Here is a 22,699-nt window from a genome sequence, read left to right as displayed (position 1 = left end):
GTGATTACTGGTGGTTGCATAATAAGGGCAGGCGATTGTTAATGCCAAGACAGAAGCCAGCGAAGCAATGATAGCGAATTTAATGGTGCGTGGGCAATTGCCAAAAATGCTTGCTACAATTGTAGCTAAATACGGTAAACTAGATGTACTAGTAAATAGCGCTTATGCCTCCAAACAAGCTGTTGGAGCAGGTATGCAGAGGGCATAAAATATAACAGCTGTAAAGAGGTATTGCTAACTACAAAGATTTGGTGTCTATTGGGTGTACAAGCGTCGCTAGCGATTGGACTTTTTTGCTTAATAGAGTACAGAACAAACGATTAAGGCTTGGTATTGAAGGAGGATTTTTTTGAAACAAACAAATATTTTTAAATTGATTCATATGATTGAGCAGGTAAATAATGCAAATATTATACGTTTTACAAAGGCATTCCCTTATCCACTAGGGATTTCGCCCATTTTAGTATTAGGTGAGCTGCATATAAAGGGCCCGCAAAAGCAAGCCGAATTAGCGGAAACGCTTGGCTATACAAAAGGGGCAATGACAAGTATTGCAGAAAAGCTTGTGAAGCTTGAACTAGCAGAACGATTGTATGATCCTTCTGATCGCCGTACTATTCGCTTACAAATAACAACTGAGGGCAAAGAGGCACTGACAAAAGCACAAGCCATTGGAAAAGAGGTTTTTGTCCAGCTTTTCGAGGTATTAGATGAGCAAGAAATTACGCAGTATTTACAAATTCAAGAAAAATTAGTGCAAGGCATACAGCAAAAAAATAACTAGTCGATAAAAGTCGTTTCATACATGGAACGGCTTTTTTTATTTGTAAAATAGTTGAATTTATTGAAAATTGTCCAGATTCACTTTATAATAGATTGTGGTTCTATTATAGAAACATGTGAGGTGGAATATGACATTAAAAACATTGGATAACTCATTAGAGGTTTTAAAATATTTTAATAAAGAAAATCCTACGTGGGGTGTACGAGAATTAGCGAAAGAGATGAATATTAGTCATTCTATTGTTTATCGAATTTTGGCAACATTCGAACAACATGGCTTTCTTATTCAAAATCCTGAAACCAAAAAATATGAATTAGGGCTGCGCTTTTTAGAATACGGGCAAATGGTCAAAGATAAATTAAACCTTTCTGATTTTGTGCTGCCGATTATGAGAAATGTAGCAGACACTGTCAAGGAATCTGTATTTTTAACGTGGCTGGATGGTGCAGATGGTGTGACGGTAGAAATTGCAGAAAGCTCTCAAACCATTAAATTTTCGGTGTCAATTGGTACACGTACACCATTATACATAGGAGCATCCTGTAAAACGATTATGGCATTTCTTCCTGAGGAGAAGCAGCAGGAGATTATGGATCACGGGATGAAAAAATTAACGCCTGATACAATTACAGACCCTGCTGCGATGCTGGCTGATTTAGAGAAGATTCAACAGCAGGGCTGGTGCTTTACAACAGGCGAGTATGCCCATTCGGTATTTGGGCTTGGCGTCCCTCTCTTTAATAGTAAAAAAGAAGTAATTGCTTCGTTAACGATTGCAGGACCTATTTATCGTAAGCCAACAGAGGACAAGCTACCTGAAATGATTAATGTTCTGCAATACGGTGCTATGAATATTCAACGCTACTTTGATCAATATAGCTTTAAATTATATCATGAATAATAAAAAAGGCGCGTGCTATCTCGCGCCTTTTATATATTCCTTAATATAGGATACAGCTTTATCAATCTCTTCACATGTATTAAAATAATGGGGTGAAAAACGCGCCATTTGCTGAATAGTATTGCGCTCCATTATCGTATTTGCCATAAATGTACCTGCTTCAATGATCACACCACGAGCTGCTAAATAAGTCGTGAGCTCAGCAGGAGAAACACCCTCAATATTAAATGGTGTAATTGATAAACGATGCTCAATATTTTGTGGTCCATATAAGACCAGTCCTGGAATGGCTGTAAGCTGCTTTATTAAATACTTTGTTAATTGCTGGACACGCTGATAAATAGGGTCGATACCAATCTGATTGGCATAATCAATCGCAGCTCCTAGTCCTAAAATACTTGGAATTACAGGGCAGCCCGGCTCAAAGCGCTTTGCTGTTGCCAAAAATGAATAGTCATTCTGCTGGTAATCCCACGTGGTGCTGCTCCAGCCAATCATAATAGGAGTAATGGTTGACAATAGCGCCTGTCGCACATATAAGATGCCTGACCCTTCTGGCCCACGCAACCATTTACGCCCACAAGCAACTAAAAAATCACAGCCAAGCTCTTGTACATGAATCGGTGTTAAGCCAACTGTTTGATTGGCATTGATCAATGTTTGGATATGATATTTTTGTGCAAGCTGACATATTTCTTGTGCAGGCTGTAGTGCACCAGCAGCATTCGACATATGAGCAAAGGCAATCAATCTTGTTCGCGGTGTTATTAGCTGTTCAAGCTCTTGTAAATCCACCATATATTCGGTATTGGTTGGCAAAACCTTTAACTGAACGCCTTGCCGCTCAAGGGCGAGCCATGGCACATAATTACTTAACATTTCAGTATCTAGCACAATCACCTCATCGCCCTGCTGCCATTGTAAGCCACCTGCTATATAATTAATGCCCATTGAGCCATTTGGCACAAAGGCAATCTCCTCTTTTTTTGCACCAATCAATAAAGCTGCCTTTTCTCGAATACGTTCTACTTGTTCATAGGTTTCTTGACGAAAGGAGGGTAAGTAGGGACCAATACTCGCCTGTTTTTGCAAGTAGCTAGTCATGACATCTACTACTGGCTGGGGCATAGCAGAAGCGGCAGCCGTGTTTAAATAGATGTAATGCTCTAGCAGTGGCATATCCTTTTGAATGCTTGTTATATCCATCATTGCAATCACCAGCCCTATAGTATGATTAATTCTTTTGAATAGGTCATTAAATTTTCATAGCCATTTTCTGTGACAAGTAGATTATCCTCAATACGAACCCCACCAATATCCTTTATATAAATACCCGGCTCTACCGTAAATGTCATCCCTGCTGTTAGAACAAGCTTATTCTGCTGCATTAAGTAAGGCTCTTCATGTGCGCTTAAGCCAATCCCATGTCCAAGCCGATGTGTAAAATATTGTCCATAGCCTGCATGATCAATAATACCTCTAGCAATAGCATCAATCTGATGGGCTGTCATACCCGGCTTTATCGCCGTTATTGCTGCTTCATTGGCTTGCCTAACAAGCTGGTATATATTTTTTAATGTAGGCGAAATATCCCCCAAAGCTACTGTTCTTGTAATATCTGCTACATAGCCTTGATAGATAGAGCCAAAATCTAAGACGATTAATTCGCCCTTCTCAATTTTCTTTGTGCTTGCTCGACCATGCGGCAATGCACCTCGATAGCCAGAGGCAACAATTGTGCCAAAGGGTGTTCCCTCTGAACCACGACGGCGCATTTCATATTCCAATTGTGCTGCTATATCCATTTCCGAAACACCCGCTTGAATGGTTGGTAATGTTGCCTCAAGGCTTTCCTCTACAATTTGAACAGCCTGCCGCATTAACTGGACTTCATGATGATCTTTTATCATACGTAACAGCCGAATCGCTTCACTAATATCACATGTCGGTTGCTTGCTCAGTGTTTCAATAGCTTTATGTTCTTTTACACGCATAATGTCATATTCGATGCCAATAGTCTGTATTGAACCTAGCGCTAGCTTTAATTGCTCGATAGCTTGTGCTGGGCCTTCTTCATCTGCATAATAGAAGAGTGTACTGCCATTACTTGTATCTACTTTATTGACCTCTACTTGTGGTACTAAAAAATATAATTGCTTGTTGGCAGTGATCACAGCGAATGTTAAACGTTCACTTTGCTTTAACTGTAAACCTGTAAAATAGTACATATTAGCTCCAGGTACAAGTATCGCTACATCTATATGCTGCTGCTTCATATGGGAAACGAGTTGCTCTCTTCGTTGCTGAAACATCCAATGATTCCTCCTAATTAGGGCTATTTGTTTCTAATATAGAAACGTTGTATCTATAAAATAGTATATATGAATAATAGAGAATTTTCAATTAATTCAAAAAGGAAAGTAATTTACAAATAAGGGAATAGTCTGCTGTTAATTGAGCAAATACTAGTGTACGTCTTTTTTTCGTCTATTATGCATATAAGTAGACTAGGTCAACTTTTTTCCAACGTAATACGTCAAAAAGAGGGGTAAAATTGTAAGCAGAAAGGGACTTATGTATGGAAAAAAATATGAAACGCTCGAAAGAAAAAAAGAGCAAGAAAAAAATATGGCTATGGATTATTGCTAGCTTACTAACTATTTTTTTGGTCGTAATAGGTAGTGCCTACATTACTATCCAAAAAACGATGAATAAAATAAATACACCACTTCTTCAAACAACGGATGCTGCACAGCAAGAGGAAAAGACAGTGATTAAAAAAGACCCGTTTTCGGTATTGCTGCTCGGTGTGGATGAACGCAAAGAGGACAGTGGTCGTTCAGACACAATGATTGTAGTAACGGTGAACCCTGAAAAACAAACGATGAAAATGCTAAGTATTCCCCGCGATACACGCACAGAGATTGTTGGTCATGATACGGTTGATAAAATTAATCATGCCTATGCTTTTGGCGGTGTTCCCATGGCTGTGGATACCGTGGAGCAATTTTTAAATATACCCATTGATTATTATGTATTTATTAATATGGAGGGCTTTTTACAAATTATTGATACACTTGGTGGCGTGACGATTGATAACGATATGGATTTAACCTATAACGAATATCATTATCCAAAGGGAGAAATTACGTTAGATGGCAATGAGGCTTTGATTTTTTCCCGTATTCGCTATGAGGACCCTCGTGGTGATTTTGGTCGCCAAATTCGTCAACGTCAAATCATTGAAGCTGTTATGAAAAAAGCTTCAACACCATCTACATTTTTAAAAGCAAGCGATATGCTTGATGTATTAGGTGATAATGTACGCATGAACTTCTCTGTTAAAGACCTTCTTCAGCTACAAAGTCTATATAAAAAAATGAATGCTGATATTGAACAATTATCCTTTGAAGCAGGAGAAGGTGAAAGAATTCATGGTATTTGGTATTATATTCCTGATGACACAGAGCTACAACAGATACAGTTAGCCTTAAAAAATCATTTAAACAAATAGGTAAGCAATGTCCATGAAAGGGGGAGAACAATGAATGGGAGGACCCAGGTGCTTAGGTATACAGCGCTAAATCATTGCATGCAAAGCTATATACCTAAACGCAAAGCCAAAAAAAACCTAGTCCAATCAGCATTAAAAAGCTTACAATTAGCCTGTTTAAAATTATTACAGTAGTATATAAAAAGTCATTCAGGTAGGATGCATGCCTAGTTGAATGACTTTTTTCTTTTTATTGAAATATCAGAAAATTTAGTGTATAGTGAATTTAGAAATGGTTAAGGGAGTGATTGTGATGATGATTGGCACAATTTTATTAGCAGTCGCATTGCCAGTAGGTATTGCTTTAACAGCCAATTTATTAAATGAGCAGCGTCACTCTGCTGCACCAACTAACCATTCCTAATTGTGATATAGTTAAATAATGGATACGCAGACAATGTTACTTTGTAGCCTTGTCTATTTTTTATGAGTTTGCAACTATTTATAGGATTCTTTCGTCAACAATGGAGAGAAAATGTTATACTATAAAAAAACAGTATTGGGGAATGAGCATGCAAGAGGAAAAAACAACCAGCTTTAAGAAGGAATTATTATCCTATATCAAAATTATTGTGATTACAGCAATTGTTGTGTTAGGCTGTAAACAATTTTTATTTACGCCTATTAAGGTACAGGGGGCTTCCATGTATCCAACCTATCATGATAAGGATATTATTATTGTTAGTAAAACAAGTAAAATTGAACGCTTCGATCAAATTGTTTTCCAATCACCTACAGAAGATGAATTATATATTAAAAGAGTAATTGGTCTTCCAGGCGATAAAGTGGAAATGAAAGATGATGTTTTGTATGTAAATGGCAAGGCATATACAGAGGATTATGTAAATCGTCAAACTGATGATCCTAGTCAATTACGCATTACAGAAAACTTTACACTAGAGCAATTAGTCGATCAACAAGAAGTACCAAAGGGCATGTATTTTGTGCTTGGCGATAACCGCTTAAAAAGCTTCGACAGTCGTCACTATGGTTTAATTTCAGAGGATGCTGTTTTGGGCGAATCAAAATTAATCGTCTATCCATTTAGCCATTTCCATGTTGGCTCTAAATAAAAAAGCTTGATTAAAAATTCTGTGTTACTATGCAGAATTTTTTTATTTCTTAACTAATATCGTTAGTATTTATTGATTCTTTAAAGCTATTAGATTTCTGAAACGATAGAACCCGAACTACCTTCTATAAGCTAACGATGAAAAAAGCGAATAGAGAAAGACTAATTTCTCCATTCGCTTTGCTATAAAAGAATGATAATGACTATTCAACGGCGAGTGCCTCTATAATGATCTCGACACCATAAAATAACAATAAAAAATAGCAAACAAATCCGATGATGCGCACACAATCACCTCGTTCAATCATTAGTGTATGTTATTATGTATGGTCAAATTCATTGAAATATAATCGAAAACTCTAAATTTTCTCTCTGATAAACTATTTTTTTCTGTAGTAACTTCTATGAAAAAGGTGTTGTCAGACCAATTTTCATATGCTACTATAGCTACAGTAAATAGTTGATCTGTATAACCTCAATAATATGGATTGAGGGTCTCTACCAGGAACCATAAAATCCTGACTACAAAACTTTGCTTCATCTTTGTAGTTAGGATTTTTTTAATTGTAAAAATTCTCCTACAAAAATGAAAGTGTTATGAAAGGGAGATTACGATGAATTGGAGAGTTTATATTCTTGCAGTGACAACCTTTGCCGTAGGATTAGTTGAATTGATTGTTGGGGGGATACTGCCAAATATTGCAGAGGATTTACATGTATCATTAGCAACAGCAGGACAATTAATTACCATATTTGCCCTTGTCTATGCGATTTCTGCGCCTGTTTTACTATCTTTAACTGCGAAGGTAGAGAGAAAGCGTTTATTCCTTATTTCTTTATTAATTTTTACATTGGGCAATGTCATGACCTTCTTTAGTACAACATTTTTAACAGTGATGATTGCACGTATTTTTACAGCAATGAGTACCGCATTAGTTATTGTATTATCATTGACGATTACGACAAGAATTGTTGAGCCTAAACATCGTGCCAAAGCGCTAGGTCTTGTATTTATGGGGGTTAGCTCTGCGCTTGTAATTGGGGTGCCAATGGGTATTTTCATTACAGAAGCTTTTGGCTGGCGAGCGATTTTCTTAGGCATTAGTTTATTATCAACGATTTCCATGATTTTAATTGCACTACTACTTGAAAGAATGCCGATTGGGGAAATTGTGCCATTAAAAACCCAGCTAAAATCATTAGGAAATTTAAAAATTTTAACAGCACAATTAACAACATTATTTATGCTAGCTGGTCATTATGTGCTATATGCTTATTTAACACCATTTTTAGTAGAAGCATTTGATATGGGAGCCTCATGGATTAGTATTTGTTATTTAATCTTCGGAATTGCCTCTGTTAGCGGGAATGCTATTGGTGGCTGGGTAAGTGATAAAATCGGTACAAATAAAGCACTTATTCTAATTGTATCTACATTTGCCCTTGTCCTGTTTACAATTCCGTATACAACGATTGCTTTCCCACTCTTTTTACTATTCACCGTTTTATGGGGAGCATTGAGCTGGGCATTGACGCCACCATTACAAAGCTATTTAATTCAAGCTGATCCAAAATCCTCGGATATTCAGCAGAGCCTAAATACAGCCGCTCTACAAATTGGTATTTCCATAGGCTCAGCTATTGGCGGCGCTATCTTTGCAGTAACAACATCTGCCATGCATTTAGCAAGCTTTGGTGCTCTTCTCGTGCTTTGTGCATTAGGCTGTGTTATCTTTTCAATTAAAAGAGCGCCTACGACACAGGACGACTCTATCAATTATCCATCAGCACAGCATCATTCATCATAGTCTAAAGCACCATGTAAAAGGGTTGCAAGAAAGTTAGAAAATTACTAATTTTCTTGCAATCTTTTTTTGATAATAAGGCTGATAGATATGTCATAATAAAGAAAAGGAGGCTTCAATTGAAGGGGGAGAACTAAAAATGCCAGAGTGCTACATAAACAGCATTTTCGCATGGTAGATAGCAAGTGCGAATATCAAGCAAACATGATTTCCTAGGGAGATTCGCACCGATTATTGAAGTGATTTTCCATTGAAATGGAAGCTAATTTAGGTTAATATTACCTTATAGCTTTATTTTTTAATGAAAATCAATCATAAATATCACTTTTACAGCCATTTTCACAGTCTTTCTCTGTATGGAGAAAGTGGATTGAAATCCTCATTTGATCAATATCAACACCAGCACCTAAAGTCTTTCTCTGTATGGAGAAAGTGGATTGAAATGCGGAATGCTGCGTTAACTTGACCTTTAATTTCGTCTTTCTCTGTATGGAGAAAGTGGATTGAAATTTGGCTGTTATGCTCTGCTCTCCTTGCCAAGCTGTTATTCTCCGCATACAAAAATGGAGATTGGAATTATGTAATTTGGGAAATTTGCATAGCTATAAACATGTCATTCTCTATACAAAAAATAAATTAAAATTATAGTAATACTAAAATCATGGCTTATTAGGCATTGGGATAGTGATTCCCAATGCTTTTTTTAGTGCCTCAATTTTCTCTACCGATTCTTAGCATACTCTGATTCAGCGAGGAATAGATTGTTGTAGTGAATAGTGCATTACCTTAAGAGGCTAGAGATGGAAGATCAAATACGATTGCTTGGAAATAGATTGGGTCTTTATATTTTGCAAAATGGAAGGAGAATCAAATGACTGAATATCATCAACAATCGGCTGCTGAAGTGATGAAAATATTGAATGTCACCACGCAAGGCTTGCAGCATGACGATGTTCAAAAAAGGCAACAGGTCTATGGCTATAATGTGTTAGAGGAAGGGAAAAAAACAAGTACATGGGCAGTTTTTATCGGGCAATTTAAAGACTTACTAGTTATTATTTTACTTGTTGCTGCCTTTGTTTCATTTTTATTAGGGGAAGTAGAAAGTACCATTGTTATTATGATTGTTGTGATTTTAAATGCTATTTTAGGCACGGTGCAGCATGTTAAGGCAGAGCAATCTTTAGATAATCTAAAAGCCTTGACTTCACCTGCTGCTAAAGTGATGCGTAACAATCAGCTAATCGAGCTTCCCTCTGAAGAAATTGTTGTAGGCGATATACTGGTACTAGAGGCTGGCGATTATATTAACGCAGATGGCAGATTGTTGGAAAGTCACAATTTGCATATTAATGAAAGCTCATTAACAGGTGAATCAATTGCTGTTGCGAAAAGTACAGAGCCTATTTATAAAAGTAATATTACCATTGCAGATAAGAAAAATATGGTGTACTCAGGGAGCTTTGTAACAAATGGGCGTGGACTTGTTCTTGTAACGGCGATTGGGATGCAAACAGAGCTTGGCAAAATTGCACATTTACTTGATACAGCAAAGGAAAAGAAAACGCCCTTGCAAATGAATCTTGATCAATTTGGTGAAAAATTAGCATTAGGTATTACATTAATTTGTTTAGCTATTTTTACCATTGACCTTTTTCGAGGACGAGCCTTAGTTGAGTCGTTTATGTTTGCCGTATCACTAGCCGTTGCAGCGATTCCAGAAGCATTAAGCTCCATTGTCACGATTGTGCTAGCATTTGGCACGCAGAAGATGGCAAAAGAAAACGCAATTATCCGTAAGCTGTATGCAGTGGAAAGCTTAGGGAGTGTTTCGGTTATTTGCTCCGATAAAACAGGGACATTAACGGAAAATAAAATGATTGTGCAGGAAGTGTTTGTGGATCAAAAAAAGATTCCATATGACTGGTTAAGTTCAACTAATCCAATAGAAAAAGAGCTGATGGTAAAGGCACTGTTATGTAGTGATGCAGTGGAGCGTAATGACAAAGAAATTGGTGACCCTACAGAGCTTGCACTTGTAAAATTAGGAAAGCAGTATGGTTTAGATGAAGGGAAAATCCGAGCGCAATACCCACGGCAGGCTGAGATTCCATTTGATTCGGAACGAAAGCTAATGAGCACAGTGAACCAAATGGACAAGCAATTCATCATGATTACCAAAGGTGCAGTGGATGTGCTGCTACCTAAAATCACAAGCATAAAAACATCAGCAGGTATTGTTGCGTTTACAGCACAGCATCGTCAAAAAATTGAGGCAGTGAATCATGAGTTTTCAAGGAATGGTTTAAGGGTATTAGCGCTTGCCTATAAAGAAGTAATGCCTCAGCAAACGATTAATAGTAGCGCTGAACGAGATTTTATTTTTCTTGGTTTAGTCGCGATGATGGACCCGCCAAGAAAAGAATCGAAGGCAGCAGTAGAACGCTGTATGGAGGCAGGCATTAAGCCTGTGATGATTACAGGGGATCATAAAATTACAGCAACTGCCATCGCACAGCAAATTGGTATTTTACGAAATCCTGCAGAGGCAATTGAAGGGCATGCATTAGAGGCTTTGAGTGATAAGGAGCTACAGGAGCAAATCCATGATTATACAGTTTATGCGCGTGTCACACCTGCACAAAAAATTCGTATTGTGAAGGCTTGGCAGGATAAGGGACATGTTGTGGCGATGACGGGGGATGGTGTTAATGATGGACCTGCCTTGAAACAAGCAGATATTGGGGTGGCAATGGGTGTAACAGGCACAGAGGTCGCAAAGGATGCCTCTTCCATGATTTTAACAGACGATAATTTTTCTACAATCGTCAAGGCAATTGCCAATGGTCGCAGCATCTATACAAATATTAAAAATGCTATTCTTTTCTTATTGTCAGGCAATGCGGGCGCTATTTTTGTAGTACTATATGCAACGATCTTAGGCTTGCCTGTTCCTTTTGCACCTGTCCATCTATTATTCATCAACTTATTAACGGACAGTCTACCAGCCATTGCAATCGGCTTAGAGCCAAATAATAAGAAAACGATGAAGGACAAGCCTCGAAATATTCATACGCCTTTATTAAATAAAGCATTTACAACACAGGTGGTACTTGAAGGGATTTTAATTGCGATTTCCACCATTATTGCTTTTCAAATTGGCTTATCGACAGGGGATACATTGACGGCAAGCACAATGGCATTTACAACGTTATGTTTATCAAGGTTAGTGCATGGCTTTAATTCTCGATCTAAAGAATCTATTTTTGCGATTGGTGTATTTTCTAATAAATATACATGGCTTGCCTTTTTAATTGGCGTTTTAAGCTTACATGCTGTTTTATTGATGCCAATGCTCGCAACGGTCTTTGAGGTTGCCCCATTATCGCTGGCTCAACTAGGCTTCATTTATAGTCTATCCGTATTCCCATTCCTTGTGAATCAATGGTACAAGCTACTATTTGTTAGACGTCGTTCATAATATAAAAAAAGAAGCTTCCATTGTGGGTGCTTCTTTTATTGTGCTGGCGCTAATAGCCAGCCCTTCTTTTTACTAAGCTCAATAAGCTTAGCGCCTAGTAGTGCATAGCGCATATGGAGTTCCCGATATTTTGTCAGGTGCTTCTTTGTAGTCGCTGTTTCCAATGCTTGGCTTACAGCAATCACAGAAGCGGCAATATTCATGGATAAAATAGCGCTAATATCACTATCCTTAATTGTTGTTTTCCCTCGAATATCTGTGAGCTTCATATGACTGTATGCGAGTGAAGCTGCTGGTGCAAGCACGCCATTGTTCTGTAATAACAATGTTAACTGTTTATTGTCCTCTTTTAAGCATTGAATAAATTCCAAAATCATAACTTTTAACTGTTTATCGCGCGTATGCTGCAAAAAAGCATGACTTGCGGCAATATAGCCTTGATTGGTGCTAAGCTGTGACCAAAGCTTGAAAATCTCCCGAAATGGTAGTGATGCTAAATTTCCTTTTATCATATAACACGTCCTCATTTTTTCATCATTTACGGTTAGGATGGGACAATTTATGAATTTTTATTCATATTGATATATTGGGAGTAGGATCATTTCACTATTTCATATAGAAAGAAGTTATATTATAAATAATTATATTTTTTGGAGGTGTGTGATATGGATTCAAAAGAAACACCAGAAGAAAAAAGGGAACGTTTAAGGCAGCAGGAGTTAAAAAATAATCCTACTGGTTCTTTAAATGATGGAATCAATAGGGGAGCTGGTGGAAATTTAACAGGCTTGGGCTGGAAAGAAACGATTGCATTAATTTTACTCCTATTTTTCGGCTATATACTCTATAAATTATTTTTTTAGATAATCCTCAGTGATAATATGTTCAAAAGAAACCTTTTCGATTTTTGAAAAGGTTTTTTAATTGAGTATCATTACAATCATAAAAATAGAGCCTATGTCCTAAGTAAGAGCGGCTCTTCATAAATGCCTAACTAAAAATTACCACTTCTATTTCAGACCGTATGTTCGTATAATAGATATACAAACGTTTGTTCTATAAATAGGAGGGTGATTGAGATGAGGGAGCAGTTAATGAAAGCGATGCAGCGTCGGCAAATCATTCAGATGATGTATATAGCAAAGTCAGGTGTGATGACAAAAAGACGTGTAAAAATACTCACGATCACAGGAGATGCCTTCACGGCATTTTGCTTTACACGATTAGCGAAGCGTACATTTCTTATCCACAATGTGCTGGCGCTACGCCCGATTGTACAGCGAGAGTCTGATGCCATATGATGCCGCAAAAAGAGATAATCTGTATTGATATGAAATGCTTTTATGCAAGCTGTATCGCTATGCTGGAAGGATTGGATGTGCTGAAAGAGCCCATTGCCATTGTTGGGAATTTGGCGCAGCCAGGCAGCATTGTGCTCGCTGCCTCTCCAATGATGAAGGAAACCTTTCATATTCAAACAGGCAACAGACGCTATGAAATTCCAAAGCATCCTGCGATTAAGCTATTTGAGCCAAAGATGCGTTTTTTCATTGATATGTCGATGGCCATTACACAGCTTATTGCTAAGTATGTGCCGCCTACAAGCATTCATATTTATAGTGTCGATGAGCAATTTGTGGACTTAACGGGAACAGCAAAGCTTTGGGGGCCTCCTGAAGAAACAGCAAAGGATATTCAACGAGCGATTTATGATCAATTTCGTATTCCAAGCGCAATTGGCATGGGGCCTAATATGCTGATGGCAAAGCTTGCCTTAGATATTGAGGCAAAAAAATCAGGCTTTGCCAAATGGACATATGAGGATATACCAACAAAGCTTTGGCCTGTATCCCCATTATCTGCAATGTGGGGAATCGGCAAACAGATGGAAGCCAGGTTACACGCAATAGGCATCCAAACCGTTGGTGAATTGGCACATGCGAATGTCCAGAAGCTAGAGGAAAAATTCGGCATTATCGGGCATCAATTATATAACCATGCGCATGGTATTGATTTTTCCACACTGGATAATTCGCTTGCCCGAAGTGGGGCGTTAAGCTTCGGAAAAGGTCAAATGCTTATGCGTGACTACTATACAAAAAAGGAATTATCCGTAGTGCTATTAGAGATGTGTGAGGATGTAATGCGCCGAACGCGTGAGGCAGGCTATGTCGCTCGAACCATTTCATTAGGCTTGTCCTATAGTCATAGTGCGATGACAAAAGGCTTTCAACGCTCCAAAACAATCGCAGTGCCAACAAGCGAAACGATGGTGATGTATAAGATTTGCATTGACTTACTTGATACGTATTTTGCTAATCAGCCAGCACGTCAATTGACCGTACGTTTAACGAACCTTGAGCCTGAGCAAAGTATCCAGCTTGATCTTTTTGATGAACGAAAGGAACAGCGACAGCTATTAGGGCACACAATGGATGCGATTCGACGCAAGTTTGGTGCTACGGCATTATTGCGAGCCGCTTCCTATACAGATGCAGGGACAGCTTTCAAACGTGAGCAATTATTGGGCGGTCATTTAGCTTAAGCAGGAGGGATTTGGAAGATAAAAGATAGAGGGATGATGAAAGGAACTTCATTTAAAGTTCTCTAATGATACACAAAATGTGAAAAAAGTAAGAGATTAGTATTTATAAAATTGGAGGAGTATTTATATGATACATGACCGTGGTTCAATAAAATGGGCAGCGATGATGCTTCCTGAGCATCTTAAACTCATTAGAGGATGGGAGCAACAGCAATTTTACGTTGAAAGGCGAGAATTAGCCGAGTGGGAGTTAGATGAAATAGAACAGACCATACAGCATGCTTTTAAAATGCAAAAGCTTATTACATTAACGCTGTGGGGCGATAATAAGTTGTGTGACGAAACAGGGCTAATTAAAGGAGCTGATGCAGTCAAAAGGGAATTACTATTAGACACTGATGTAGCTATAAAGCGTCTTGCATTTGATAGAATCCAGGATGCAAAGATGATTGAAGCTGATGATTAATAGTGAAGATCGAACTGTTTTACATGAGTTTATAAAATTAGATATGGCAATCAGGTCATTACAGCAAGACTATGCATCACTTGAAAAGTTAAAAATGTCCGAGGTTTACATCAATATTGTAGCAAATTTATTAAAGGATATAAGGAATGATTTCCACAAACAAAGAAGATTCCTGACGAAGAAAAATATTGCTGTTGTTAAGTGGGTTAAAATTGATCAATACTTTAGTGACGTAGTTATCAGAACGGCAGGTGAAGATGAAGTTCTACGTTATGCCCAGTCAGTTCTAAAATCACAGGTAGAGGAGCTAATTAATAGCTATTTAAGCAGATAACTGAGTATCTAATTTACAGATATAATATATCTTGATTTTTTTAGAACAAGGACTTTTTAAGTAGATATTATAGCTGAAGGAACCTTGCAGAAAAATAAAAAATTGATAATAGCACAAGTGAAATCAGGGATTATTATTCAATTTGCTTGTGCTGTTATTTCTAGCTATTATGTAAAAAACATAAGGAAAGAAACAACTCAATGAACGAATCGAATAGTTTTTCAGCAGTGTCAAATAGGTTACCTAAATGACACTGCTAGAAAATATAGCTTACTTATTTTTTGTTAACTTTTGCGTCAAAGAAATCAAAGCTGGTAGTAATACAGGCATCGCTATAAAGCTGAGCAGCACCAGACCAATTATAACGACAGTCGCTACCTCTATAAGTGTCAGTACCCCTGAAGGAATCAATGCAGCAAATGTACCTCCTAAAATAAGAGCTGCTGACAATACAACTCCTCCCATATGCCGCGTAGCTTCCATGATTTTTTGTTGTGGGGTCCCTTCCAATTCGATATAGCGCATCATAATAAAGATGCTGTAATCAACGCCTAGTGCAACAATCATAATAAAACTGAAGAACGGAACATTCCAACTCAAAATATTTACATCAAGAAATGTAGAAATAATCCATTCACTTATTCCCATAGAAGCAAAATAAACGAGAACCAAGCTACCTACAATATAAATGGTATGAACGATTGATTTTGTAATTACTAACAGCACTAAGGCTATACCAATTAACATAATAGTTGCTGTTTTTATAAAGTCTGCTTGTGAAATATCCTTTAAATCAGCATTTATAGCTGTAGTTCCACCGATTGCGGCTTGAGCATCCTTTAAGTCAGTACCGCTTAAAGTAACTTCTACAATCTTATTAATGTCATCAATGATGGGCATCGCTTCCTGAGCATAAGGATTAACATCTAATATGATACTCATTGTCGCTATTTTTCTGTTTTTTGACATATACGTATCCAGCGACTCCTGAAACTCATTTCCATCAAGGATTTCTTGAGGTATATAGAATTTCTCAGAGCTATCAGATTTACTTAATTTATATAAATAATCCTGAGCGTCACTTAAACCATCATTGACTTTACGAAGCCCATCGGTACTGTCAGATAGTCCAGATTGTAATTGAGCCATTTGGTCCTGCAATTCATTCAGGCCTGATAAAAGCTGTTTCTGTCCATTATTAATCTGGGTCACGCCTGATTCTAGCTCAACTGTATTAGTAGAAATTTGCCCTGATCCATTCGCACCTTCAATTAACCCTTGCTCTAGGCTTGCTGCACCAACATGTAATTCTTCAACACCACTCTTCATCTGATGAAATCCATTATTTATTTCAAGTAGTGAGTCATTTGCTTGCCTAAATGCTGCCATGACTAGCCCATGCTGTTTTGTCAGTTCTTGCAACTGAACAGAAAGATGCTCTAATTGTTGCTGTGCTTCTGTAGCAATACCCAATGTTTGTTGAACGTTAGTATTATTCATTAATTCAGGCTGTTCTTCTATCAAATTTCCCATTAAGGCTTCGATTTGCTGGAATCCGCCCTTGGTGCTTTCAATTGCCACTGAAAACCCACTGAAGTGTTCTTCATAGCTACTTAGCCCTTCTGCTAGCTGATGATAACCATGATAGAGCTGTGAGGTACTATCTGAAAGGGTGTCCATATTTGCTTGTAATGTTACTAAACCATTCTTAATTTGCTGAGCGCCAGCAGCTCCGTCATTAATTCCCGATGACAATTCAGTCAGTGCAACTCTTAGAGAACTTACACCAGCCTTCACTTTATCAGTTCCATCAATTAATGCTTGAACATCATCTAGTCCGCTTGTATCGTTATTTTTTAATTCATCACTCGCAGAAGATAAGCCTTCGTTAATTTCTCCAATGCCATTGTCTGCATCGTCAATTCCATCATTTAATATTTTTGTTTGTTCATTAATATAAAGCTCTTTAATTTTATCTCCAGTTGGTCTTGTAGGAGCTAGAACTTGGGAAACACCATCAATTTTAGAGATTTTTTCAGCTAGTTCATCTAAAATTTGTAATGTACTCGCTGTATCTAATTTTTCAGCTGATTCAATTGCTAAACTTGCTGGAGAAGAAAATCCCGCTGGAAAATGGTCCTCAATTATATTAATACCTTTTTTTGATCCGTATTCATCTCCAACTTCCCAAAGATCATTGAAATTAAGGGAATTTGAATAGCTAAGCATAAATGGTATTGCAATACCTAGGATCAGAATGACGGAAATCACTGGTCTAGCTATTGATGACTTGGAGAGGAATCCCCAAACTTTGCTATCGCCATGACCTTTAAAGCTTTTAACAGGGTAGAACATCTTTTTCCCGAGTAGAGCCATGAAGAAGGGATTCAATGTAACTAATACTAGGAGTAGGAAAGCTACAGCTATCGCCACTCCAGATGTTGCTTGGTACAATTTAAATTCAGCTAGAATGAGTGATGCAAAGCCTATTAAAACCGCTAAGCCACTATATAAAACTGTCTTACCAGCGGATTTAAAAGTAGCCTTTACAGCAGCATACGAATTGTCTTGTAAACTTAATTCTTCTTTAAAACGAGTATACAGTAAAATGTTATAATCTGTGCCTACACCAAACAAAACTACTATAATAAATACTTGAGTAAAGTCTGAGAACGGAAAATTAAACTTATCAACAAGATGTGTTAGAAACCCCCAAGAAACTAAATAAGAAATACCTACTGTTAAGAGTGACACGATTGGTACGATTGGCGAACGGAAGACAATAACCAGCACTATTAAAATGAATACAATCGCAATAACCTCGGTTTTTTTCACGCCCTCTTGCGTCGAATTCACAAAGTCAGTAGCTATTAAGTCACTACCAGTTAAATAAGCTTGAACATTATCTGCCTTATTAAGAATGGCTTCTAAAGATTCGGCAACTTCAGTTATATTTCCTTGGGAAGTATCGACAGAAATTTGAGTTAATATAGTCGTTTTATCTTTAGAGAACAATTGATTTTCTAATTCTTTACTATCTTGATGACTTAATAACTCTTTAATTCCGAGTTGTTCCTTTTGTCTTTTTAGCTCCTTAATGACAGCGTTTATCTCTTCTTGTTGTTGTTTCGTCAATTCTTTGTCATTACCGCTGTAGAAGACACTGATAATATGATACGTATTCTCGCCTTCATCCATTTTTTTAAGGATTTTATCCGCTTGGGCGCTCTGTTCAGAATTTGGTATCTCAATTTGACCTTTCTCTTTAATTAATTGATCTACATCAGGCATCGTTGTTAAAGTAATGATTGTTAAAGCAATCCAGAGAATAAAAGAGAGTGTTCTCCAATTTTTAAATTTCTTCATACTAAAAATTCCTTTCCAAATCAGACTCGTTTGCGACGTTACATTTATCCTGCCGAAACAAGTATATTATCAGCGATTTTATATAACAATACTTTTAGAGTCGGAGTGAGCAAAAGGAGAGGAAATGTAACGTCAAAGTCACAGAAGAAATTCAATTTTTTTACTTTATTAAGTCTTTTAGCTAATTCTCCTTAAACATATTGATTTATCTTTCAATAAATGTTACTTTTTTGATGTTACATTTGTAGTGTCGGACTATACAAAAAAGGGGAAAATGTAATGTCAAATAAAACTGAACTTGAACGGAAAGATATATTACGATTATCTAACGAAGAATCCAATAGAATTACTAAGGAGTGTATTGAAACTGCACTACTCATTTTAATGAAAGAGAAGGAATTCAAAGACATCTCTATTACAGATATAGTAAAACGATCTGGTGTATCAAGAACTGCCTATTATCGTAATTATTCTTCGAAGGAGGATATCTTAAATAATTACTTAGAAGCAGTAGTTAAAGCGATTACAGATAAAATGGATTTGACCACATGTCCAGGAGATGATTTTGAGTTCTGGTACTCTATCTTTAATCAAGTAAGAAATCATGCCGAAATTTACGCAGTTCTGCTTAAAGCAGGCTTCGAAGGTGTCATACTTTCAAGCATTAACAAAATAATGCTAGATAATATATCTTCTGATTCTATTAGTAGCAAAGAAAAATACGAAACTTATTTTTGGAGTGGAGCTGTATATAATATCTTAACCGAGTGGATAACTTCTGGTATGAAGGAAAGTGACGAAGAAATGGCACAAATTTGTTGCGAAATTATAGCAGAATCATTTAAAAATTAAAATATGCATTCTATATAAGAGAAGGATTGCAAAGCGAATACCCGCTGCTTTTGAAGGCAAAATACCCGCGAAAGCAGGGCACATACCCGCGCTCAAAAAAGGCTAGCTATGTTTTGCTAGCCTTTCTTTATTAAAGAGATAAATGCATTACAATTTGCTCGCCAATTCGCCCCATTCGACGTTCGCCATGATCAACAAAGCCGACTTTGCGATATAAATGTTGCGCAGGGATATTTTTTTGATTGACCACTAAGACGACTTCATTACATGTTGGAAATTGCTGCTTGACAAAATCAGCAAGTGCCAGCATTGCTTGTTTCGCATAGCCCTTGCCCTGATGTCGGTGATCCATCGATAATGCGGTTAACAGCATAGCATCGGGATTGCTGGAATATTCTTGGACGCGTTCTGTCGCATGTAGTACAAAAAAGCCAACAGGCACGGTATCGCTCACGATTACAATGGGGTATTGTCCAACCTTTTCAATTGTAAGTTCTTTTGGTAGTGCGGTAAATTGATGCTGCTCCTCTGGTAGCTCAAAGGCATGCAAACACTCTACATAATCCTCAGAAAAATGTACTAATTCAATGCTTGTTGTCTTTTGCATAAAATAGCCTCCTTTTTTTCTTATTGTAGATAAAGAACGTATGTTCGTCAATAGGGCTTGTTTCCTGTAAAAGAAGGCATAAAAATAAAATGTGATTAAATGTAAATGATCGAAAATTAAGGTTAATCGTTTTGTCTTCTCCATGAAAAAAGGCTTTACACTTCTTTAGTGGAAAATAAAAAGAAGCTAAAGCCTATGAGCATTCATGTTAGCAAATATAACTAGCACCGACAATTATAAGAAGGATAAAGAGGACAACGATTAATAAAAAAGTAGAGCTATTCCCACTATCAGAGCCTCCACCACAGTAATTATTGTAAGTATTCATATTTCCACCGTAACCCATGTGCACACCTCCTGTCTATTCTTTAGAATATGTGAAATGGGAAAAAAGAGGGAGGATAGTTATCCTGCTAAAAAGAAATTTGTGCTTTATGAATTAGTAGATTCTCCGCCATCTACATGCAATACTTGCCCTGTCACATGTCTTGAATCATCGGAGGCTAAATAGACAAAGGTGGGGGCGACTTCAAAGGGCTGAGCCATGCGATTAAAGAGATTTGTGCCATGTAAGGCATTTTCATCGGAGGAGAAGCTAGCAGGAATGAGTGGTGTCCAAATACGGCCAGGTGCTATCGCATTGACGCGAATTTGTTTTTTTGCAACACTTTTTGCTAAGGAGCGCGTCCAGCCAACAATCGCTGCTTTTGTCGCAGAATAATCAATTAATAAAGGTTCCCCTGCATAAGCTACAACTGAAGCCGTTCCAATAATAGAGCTTCCTGCTTTTAAATAAGGAAGAGCCGCTTTTGTTGTATAAAAATGAGCATACACATTCAACTTAAACGTTTCATCAAATTGCTCATCTGTTATATCTGTAAGCTCATTTTGTTGAAATTGAATTCCAACATGGTTGCATAAAATATCTAAGCGACCAAAGGTATGAATTGTTTCAGACACAATGTCTATACATTGCTTTTTATCACGAAGGTCTCCTGGAAGGAGTAAGCATTTTTGTCCGAGTTCTTCAATTCTGTTTTTCGTTCGCTCGGCATCTACATGCTCATCTAAATAGGCAATGGCAACATTAGCGCCTTCCTTTGCAAAGGCAATGGCAGCAGCAGCCCCCATCCCGCTATCACCACCAGTAATAAGTGCCACCTTTCCTGTTAATTTTCCACTTCCTTTATAATGAGGGTTTTCAATAATAGGCTTCGGCACCATTAAACTTTCAAGCCCTGGTTGGCGCAATTGTCTTTGTTCAGGCTGTGTAAGCGGCACTTCTTGATATTGCGTAATCTTTCCATAGACAGGGTATTGGGGGTATGGGTCCTCTTGTTTATGATCCTCAAACCATTTTTGATAAAATTGAATTTGCTCGAGTAGTGCTTGCTGATCTTGAGCTTGCCAGTCATTTGGATGGCTAATAACCAATCCCTCCTTTTCATCATATACTATGAATGTTGACGCTTTTATGTTCGAAAAAAGAGGCAGGAGGATTGCTTGATGAACATTGAATTTTTTCCAGAGGTCACTCGTTTACTAGAAAATCATGAAAATAAATTAATGATGCATTATTTAAAAGATAGTTGGTTAATGCCGAGTATTGGTGTTAGACCACCGTATTATTGCCAGCCCATTTACCAGCCTTATTTTGCACTAGCCTTCCATTAGTAGAATAGGTTCAGCATAACAGGAGGGCATTGAACTTATTTTTAGTTAAAGTAAAGCAAGGGGGATTTTTAAGGAGAACATCCAATAAAGCTAACATAGAAAGACCAGCAAAGCTTATTTAGCTGAGCTGGTCTTATTATTTATCTCGTATTAATAGATGTTTTTTTGTGCGAAAGCTAAAGGCTGTAAGACCTCCACTAATTGAAGGATCACTTTATTTTATTCCCACCAATGCTTCATTTCTGTAAAGCCGACATCCCAGAGTTTTATATGACCTGTAATAGTAATGGTCATTTCGTTCGCTTCATAAAATAATGGAATTTCTAATGGCATTTCAAGCGTTTCGTTTTCCTTTAAATATACTTCATCTGCTTGGAATATTTCCTTTCCATCCGTAACGATGGTCACCTTCCCTTGTAGCTCTTCTTCATCTGGAAACCCAAGATGCAGAAAAAGTATAACATCCTCCTTGCCCTCAATCGTATAGGTGTAGGTTTTGCTTGTAGTTCCTTCATTACTATAGAAATTATAGTGAGGCTCTATTTTACGGCCAGCTATAGTAAAATTGGGGATGTCGCTCGTTAATGGTTTAGCGCCTGCTGTTTCTGTAATAGTATGCAGAGGCTGGATAGAACTAACACGTTTCTCTAAAACTTCAGATATAATCATGACACATCCAATCAATAGAAGAGCAGATAAGCATGAGGTAATGAGCTTTTTGAAAGTCAACTTTGCAGTGAAGCCAACCTTGTATACAATATAGCCAATCGTTGCACCAATCGTATTAGAAATCACATCATCTACATCAAAAGTCCCGAGATAGACGAGTGATTGCATCGTTTCCAACCCAAGGATCACCACAATGAACAACCCAATAAATTTTTTATAATGGCAGTGCTTCCATAACGGAAATAGGATACCAAAAGGAATAAAGGCTGCAATATTGCCAAAATCGTACAGCCATGAAAATGTAAGGCTAGGGAATTTTAACGGAACGCTTGATGGAACAAGCATAAATTCATAGCCAGCGTCCATGTAATCCTCTCTATGCGCTAAACGGTTAAAGCCAAAGAACATAAAAAATAGGATAAGCGCTGTGTACATACTAGTAATAAGCATTATTAAATTTCGTTTTTTCATATTTTTCTCTCCTTAAAATACTCTCTATTCATAATAAGCTAAAATTCTTAATAATTTATGAGAATATTTATTAAGATTTACTGAAAAATCTTTTTAAGAGAGAGGAAAAGCTGCTCATA

The 22,699-nt window shown here is 37.4% G+C and carries 23 protein-coding genes and 1 riboswitch; of the genes, 15 read left to right on the top strand and 8 right to left on the bottom strand.

Translation table 11 applies throughout. The features are described 5' to 3' along the window. Positions 1-67: 67 nt before the first annotated feature. The 3 genes from ACIQVU_RS00845 to ACIQVU_RS00835 all read left to right on the top strand — a co-directional run bounded on the left by ACIQVU_RS00845 (position 68) and on the right by ACIQVU_RS00835 (position 1,685). On the top strand, positions 68-208 hold the full coding sequence (locus tag ACIQVU_RS00845) for a hypothetical protein (RefSeq protein ID WP_340806085.1): 141 nt from the start codon (positions 68-70) through the stop codon (positions 206-208). A 141-nt stretch (positions 209-349) separates the two neighbouring features. Beyond that, the gene (locus ACIQVU_RS00840) at positions 350-784 is read left to right on the top strand and encodes a MarR family winged helix-turn-helix transcriptional regulator (protein ID WP_340806084.1); all 435 of its coding nucleotides are present in this window, start codon (positions 350-352) and stop codon (positions 782-784) included. A gap of 127 nt (positions 785-911) precedes the next feature. Beyond that, entirely contained in the window at positions 912-1,685 is a 774-nt protein-coding gene (locus tag ACIQVU_RS00835) for an IclR family transcriptional regulator (protein WP_340806083.1), read from the top strand. A gap of 15 nt (positions 1,686-1,700) precedes the next feature. Here the strand turns inward: ACIQVU_RS00835 and ACIQVU_RS00830 are convergent, their stop codons facing one another. Together ACIQVU_RS00830 and ACIQVU_RS00825 are read right to left on the bottom strand one after the other, a co-directional pair. Next, positions 1,701-2,894, bottom strand: coding sequence for an aminotransferase class V-fold PLP-dependent enzyme (locus ACIQVU_RS00830; RefSeq protein ID WP_402893252.1), 1,194 nt, complete (start codon positions 2,892-2,894; stop codon positions 1,701-1,703). Positions 2,895-2,908: 14 nt separating this feature from the next. Next, positions 2,909-3,997, bottom strand: coding sequence for a M24 family metallopeptidase (locus ACIQVU_RS00825; protein ID WP_402893249.1), 1,089 nt, complete (start codon positions 3,995-3,997; stop codon positions 2,909-2,911). Positions 3,998-4,263: 266 nt separating this feature from the next. Between ACIQVU_RS00825 and ACIQVU_RS00820 the strand changes: the two genes are divergently transcribed. The 5 genes from ACIQVU_RS00820 to ACIQVU_RS00800 all read left to right on the top strand — a co-directional run bounded on the left by ACIQVU_RS00820 (position 4,264) and on the right by ACIQVU_RS00800 (position 11,596). After that, positions 4,264-5,199, top strand: coding sequence for an LCP family glycopolymer transferase (locus ACIQVU_RS00820; RefSeq protein WP_340806080.1), 936 nt, complete (start codon positions 4,264-4,266; stop codon positions 5,197-5,199). Positions 5,200-5,491: 292 nt separating this feature from the next. Then, a complete protein-coding gene (locus ACIQVU_RS00815) occupies positions 5,492-5,602 on the top strand; it encodes a transcriptional regulator (protein WP_402893245.1) in 111 nt (36 codons plus the stop codon). Positions 5,603-5,750: 148 nt separating this feature from the next. After that, positions 5,751-6,311, top strand: coding sequence for a signal peptidase I (lepB, locus tag ACIQVU_RS00810; RefSeq protein ID WP_340808577.1), 561 nt, complete (start codon positions 5,751-5,753; stop codon positions 6,309-6,311). A gap of 444 nt (positions 6,312-6,755) precedes the next feature. Continuing rightward, positions 6,756-6,855, top strand: a riboswitch (purine riboswitch). Between the two features lie 69 nt (positions 6,856-6,924). Further along, positions 6,925-8,118: an MFS transporter gene (locus ACIQVU_RS00805; protein WP_340806077.1), complete on the top strand. Its 1,194-nt coding sequence runs from the start codon at positions 6,925-6,927 to the stop codon at positions 8,116-8,118. Positions 8,119-8,986: 868 nt separating this feature from the next. After that, entirely contained in the window at positions 8,987-11,596 is a 2,610-nt protein-coding gene (locus ACIQVU_RS00800; protein ID WP_402893238.1) for a cation-translocating P-type ATPase, read from the top strand. A 35-nt stretch (positions 11,597-11,631) separates the two neighbouring features. On the opposite strand, the gene ACIQVU_RS00795 is transcribed toward ACIQVU_RS00800, so the two are convergent. Continuing rightward, the gene (locus tag ACIQVU_RS00795; RefSeq protein ID WP_340806064.1) at positions 11,632-12,108 is read right to left on the bottom strand and encodes a DUF3231 family protein; all 477 of its coding nucleotides are present in this window, start codon (positions 12,106-12,108) and stop codon (positions 11,632-11,634) included. A 153-nt stretch (positions 12,109-12,261) separates the two neighbouring features. Between ACIQVU_RS00795 and ACIQVU_RS00790 the strand changes: the two genes are divergently transcribed. The 5 genes from ACIQVU_RS00790 (at position 12,262) to ACIQVU_RS00770 (ending at position 14,941) form a co-directional block, all read left to right on the top strand. Next, on the top strand, positions 12,262-12,459 hold the full coding sequence (locus tag ACIQVU_RS00790) for a DUF6366 family protein (protein ID WP_340806063.1): 198 nt from the start codon (positions 12,262-12,264) through the stop codon (positions 12,457-12,459). Between the two features lie 216 nt (positions 12,460-12,675). Next, on the top strand, positions 12,676-12,897 hold the full coding sequence (locus ACIQVU_RS00785) for a transcriptional regulator (RefSeq protein WP_340806061.1): 222 nt from the start codon (positions 12,676-12,678) through the stop codon (positions 12,895-12,897). Then, positions 12,894-14,141: a Y-family DNA polymerase gene (locus tag ACIQVU_RS00780; protein WP_402893233.1), complete on the top strand. Its 1,248-nt coding sequence runs from the start codon at positions 12,894-12,896 to the stop codon at positions 14,139-14,141. Before ACIQVU_RS00785 ends, ACIQVU_RS00780 begins: the two co-directional genes overlap by 4 nt. 127 nt (positions 14,142-14,268) lie before the next feature. Beyond that, positions 14,269-14,607, top strand: a complete 339-nt coding sequence (locus ACIQVU_RS00775) for a YolD-like family protein (RefSeq protein ID WP_340806058.1) — start codon at positions 14,269-14,271, stop codon at positions 14,605-14,607. Further along, on the top strand, positions 14,600-14,941 hold the full coding sequence (locus tag ACIQVU_RS00770; RefSeq protein WP_402893676.1) for a YhjD family protein: 342 nt from the start codon (positions 14,600-14,602) through the stop codon (positions 14,939-14,941). The genes ACIQVU_RS00775 and ACIQVU_RS00770 overlap by 8 nt, the downstream gene beginning before the upstream one ends. Before the next feature lie 270 nt (positions 14,942-15,211). Here ACIQVU_RS00770 and ACIQVU_RS00765 read toward each other — a convergent pair whose 3' ends face one another. Continuing rightward, the gene (locus tag ACIQVU_RS00765) at positions 15,212-18,307 is read right to left on the bottom strand and encodes an MMPL family transporter (protein WP_402893231.1); all 3,096 of its coding nucleotides are present in this window, start codon (positions 18,305-18,307) and stop codon (positions 15,212-15,214) included. A 279-nt stretch (positions 18,308-18,586) separates the two neighbouring features. On the opposite strand from ACIQVU_RS00765, the gene ACIQVU_RS00760 reads away from it, so the two are divergent. Beyond that, positions 18,587-19,159, top strand: a complete 573-nt coding sequence (locus ACIQVU_RS00760) for a TetR/AcrR family transcriptional regulator (protein ID WP_340806054.1) — start codon at positions 18,587-18,589, stop codon at positions 19,157-19,159. Positions 19,160-19,289: 130 nt separating this feature from the next. On the opposite strand, the gene ACIQVU_RS00755 is transcribed toward ACIQVU_RS00760, so the two are convergent. From ACIQVU_RS00755 to ACIQVU_RS00745, 3 genes are all read right to left on the bottom strand, one after another. Continuing rightward, positions 19,290-19,766, bottom strand: coding sequence for a GNAT family N-acetyltransferase (locus ACIQVU_RS00755; protein WP_340806053.1), 477 nt, complete (start codon positions 19,764-19,766; stop codon positions 19,290-19,292). A 208-nt stretch (positions 19,767-19,974) separates the two neighbouring features. Beyond that, entirely contained in the window at positions 19,975-20,112 is a 138-nt protein-coding gene (locus ACIQVU_RS00750; protein ID WP_340806051.1) for a YjcZ family sporulation protein, read from the bottom strand. 86 nt (positions 20,113-20,198) lie between these two features. Further along, positions 20,199-21,140 (bottom strand): SDR family oxidoreductase, encoded by a 942-nt coding sequence (locus ACIQVU_RS00745; RefSeq protein WP_402893673.1) that lies wholly within the window; start codon positions 21,138-21,140, stop codon positions 20,199-20,201. A 132-nt stretch (positions 21,141-21,272) separates the two neighbouring features. On the opposite strand from ACIQVU_RS00745, the gene ACIQVU_RS00740 reads away from it, so the two are divergent. Continuing rightward, positions 21,273-21,440, top strand: a complete 168-nt coding sequence (locus ACIQVU_RS00740; protein WP_340806049.1) for a hypothetical protein — start codon at positions 21,273-21,275, stop codon at positions 21,438-21,440. 219 nt (positions 21,441-21,659) lie between these two features. Here the strand turns inward: ACIQVU_RS00740 and ACIQVU_RS00735 are convergent, their stop codons facing one another. Further along, positions 21,660-22,580, bottom strand: a complete 921-nt coding sequence (locus tag ACIQVU_RS00735) for a VanZ family protein (RefSeq protein ID WP_340806048.1) — start codon at positions 22,578-22,580, stop codon at positions 21,660-21,662. Positions 22,581-22,699 lie beyond the last annotated feature (119 nt).

Source organism: Lysinibacillus sp. NPDC098008 (assembly GCF_044760715.1).
Classification (GTDB): domain Bacteria; phylum Bacillota; class Bacilli; order Bacillales_A; family Planococcaceae; genus Lysinibacillus.
Note: the sequence above shows the minus strand (reverse complement) of the source record. Positions and strands in the feature narration are given on the sequence as shown.

Coding starts and splice junctions, on each gene's coding strand:
- ACIQVU_RS00770 (WP_402893676.1), top strand. CDS start 14,600: ATGATTAATAGTGAAGATCGAACTGTTTTACATGAGTTTATAAAATTA.
- ACIQVU_RS00775 (WP_340806058.1), top strand. CDS start 14,269: ATGATACATGACCGTGGTTCAATAAAATGGGCAGCGATGATGCTTCCT.
- ACIQVU_RS00820 (WP_340806080.1), top strand. CDS start 4,264: ATGGAAAAAAATATGAAACGCTCGAAAGAAAAAAAGAGCAAGAAAAAA.
- lepB (WP_340808577.1), top strand. CDS start 5,751: ATGCAAGAGGAAAAAACAACCAGCTTTAAGAAGGAATTATTATCCTAT.
- ACIQVU_RS00790 (WP_340806063.1), top strand. CDS start 12,262: ATGGATTCAAAAGAAACACCAGAAGAAAAAAGGGAACGTTTAAGGCAG.
- ACIQVU_RS00830 (WP_402893252.1), bottom strand. CDS start 2,894: ATGATGGATATAACAAGCATTCAAAAGGATATGCCACTGCTAGAGCAT.
- ACIQVU_RS00760 (WP_340806054.1), top strand. CDS start 18,587: ATGTCAAATAAAACTGAACTTGAACGGAAAGATATATTACGATTATCT.
- ACIQVU_RS00755 (WP_340806053.1), bottom strand. CDS start 19,766: ATGCAAAAGACAACAAGCATTGAATTAGTACATTTTTCTGAGGATTAT.
- ACIQVU_RS00765 (WP_402893231.1), bottom strand. CDS start 18,307: ATGAAGAAATTTAAAAATTGGAGAACACTCTCTTTTATTCTCTGGATT.
- ACIQVU_RS00785 (WP_340806061.1), top strand. CDS start 12,676: ATGAGGGAGCAGTTAATGAAAGCGATGCAGCGTCGGCAAATCATTCAG.
- ACIQVU_RS00750 (WP_340806051.1), bottom strand. CDS start 20,112: ATGGGTTACGGTGGAAATATGAATACTTACAATAATTACTGTGGTGGA.
- ACIQVU_RS00835 (WP_340806083.1), top strand. CDS start 912: ATGACATTAAAAACATTGGATAACTCATTAGAGGTTTTAAAATATTTT.
- ACIQVU_RS00780 (WP_402893233.1), top strand. CDS start 12,894: ATGATGCCGCAAAAAGAGATAATCTGTATTGATATGAAATGCTTTTAT.
- ACIQVU_RS00825 (WP_402893249.1), bottom strand. CDS start 3,997: ATGTTTCAGCAACGAAGAGAGCAACTCGTTTCCCATATGAAGCAGCAG.
- ACIQVU_RS00740 (WP_340806049.1), top strand. CDS start 21,273: ATGAACATTGAATTTTTTCCAGAGGTCACTCGTTTACTAGAAAATCAT.
- ACIQVU_RS00800 (WP_402893238.1), top strand. CDS start 8,987: ATGACTGAATATCATCAACAATCGGCTGCTGAAGTGATGAAAATATTG.
- ACIQVU_RS00815 (WP_402893245.1), top strand. CDS start 5,492: ATGATGATTGGCACAATTTTATTAGCAGTCGCATTGCCAGTAGGTATT.
- ACIQVU_RS00735 (WP_340806048.1), bottom strand. CDS start 22,580: ATGAAAAAACGAAATTTAATAATGCTTATTACTAGTATGTACACAGCG.
- ACIQVU_RS00845 (WP_340806085.1), top strand. CDS start 68: ATGATAGCGAATTTAATGGTGCGTGGGCAATTGCCAAAAATGCTTGCT.
- ACIQVU_RS00805 (WP_340806077.1), top strand. CDS start 6,925: ATGAATTGGAGAGTTTATATTCTTGCAGTGACAACCTTTGCCGTAGGA.
- ACIQVU_RS00795 (WP_340806064.1), bottom strand. CDS start 12,108: ATGATAAAAGGAAATTTAGCATCACTACCATTTCGGGAGATTTTCAAG.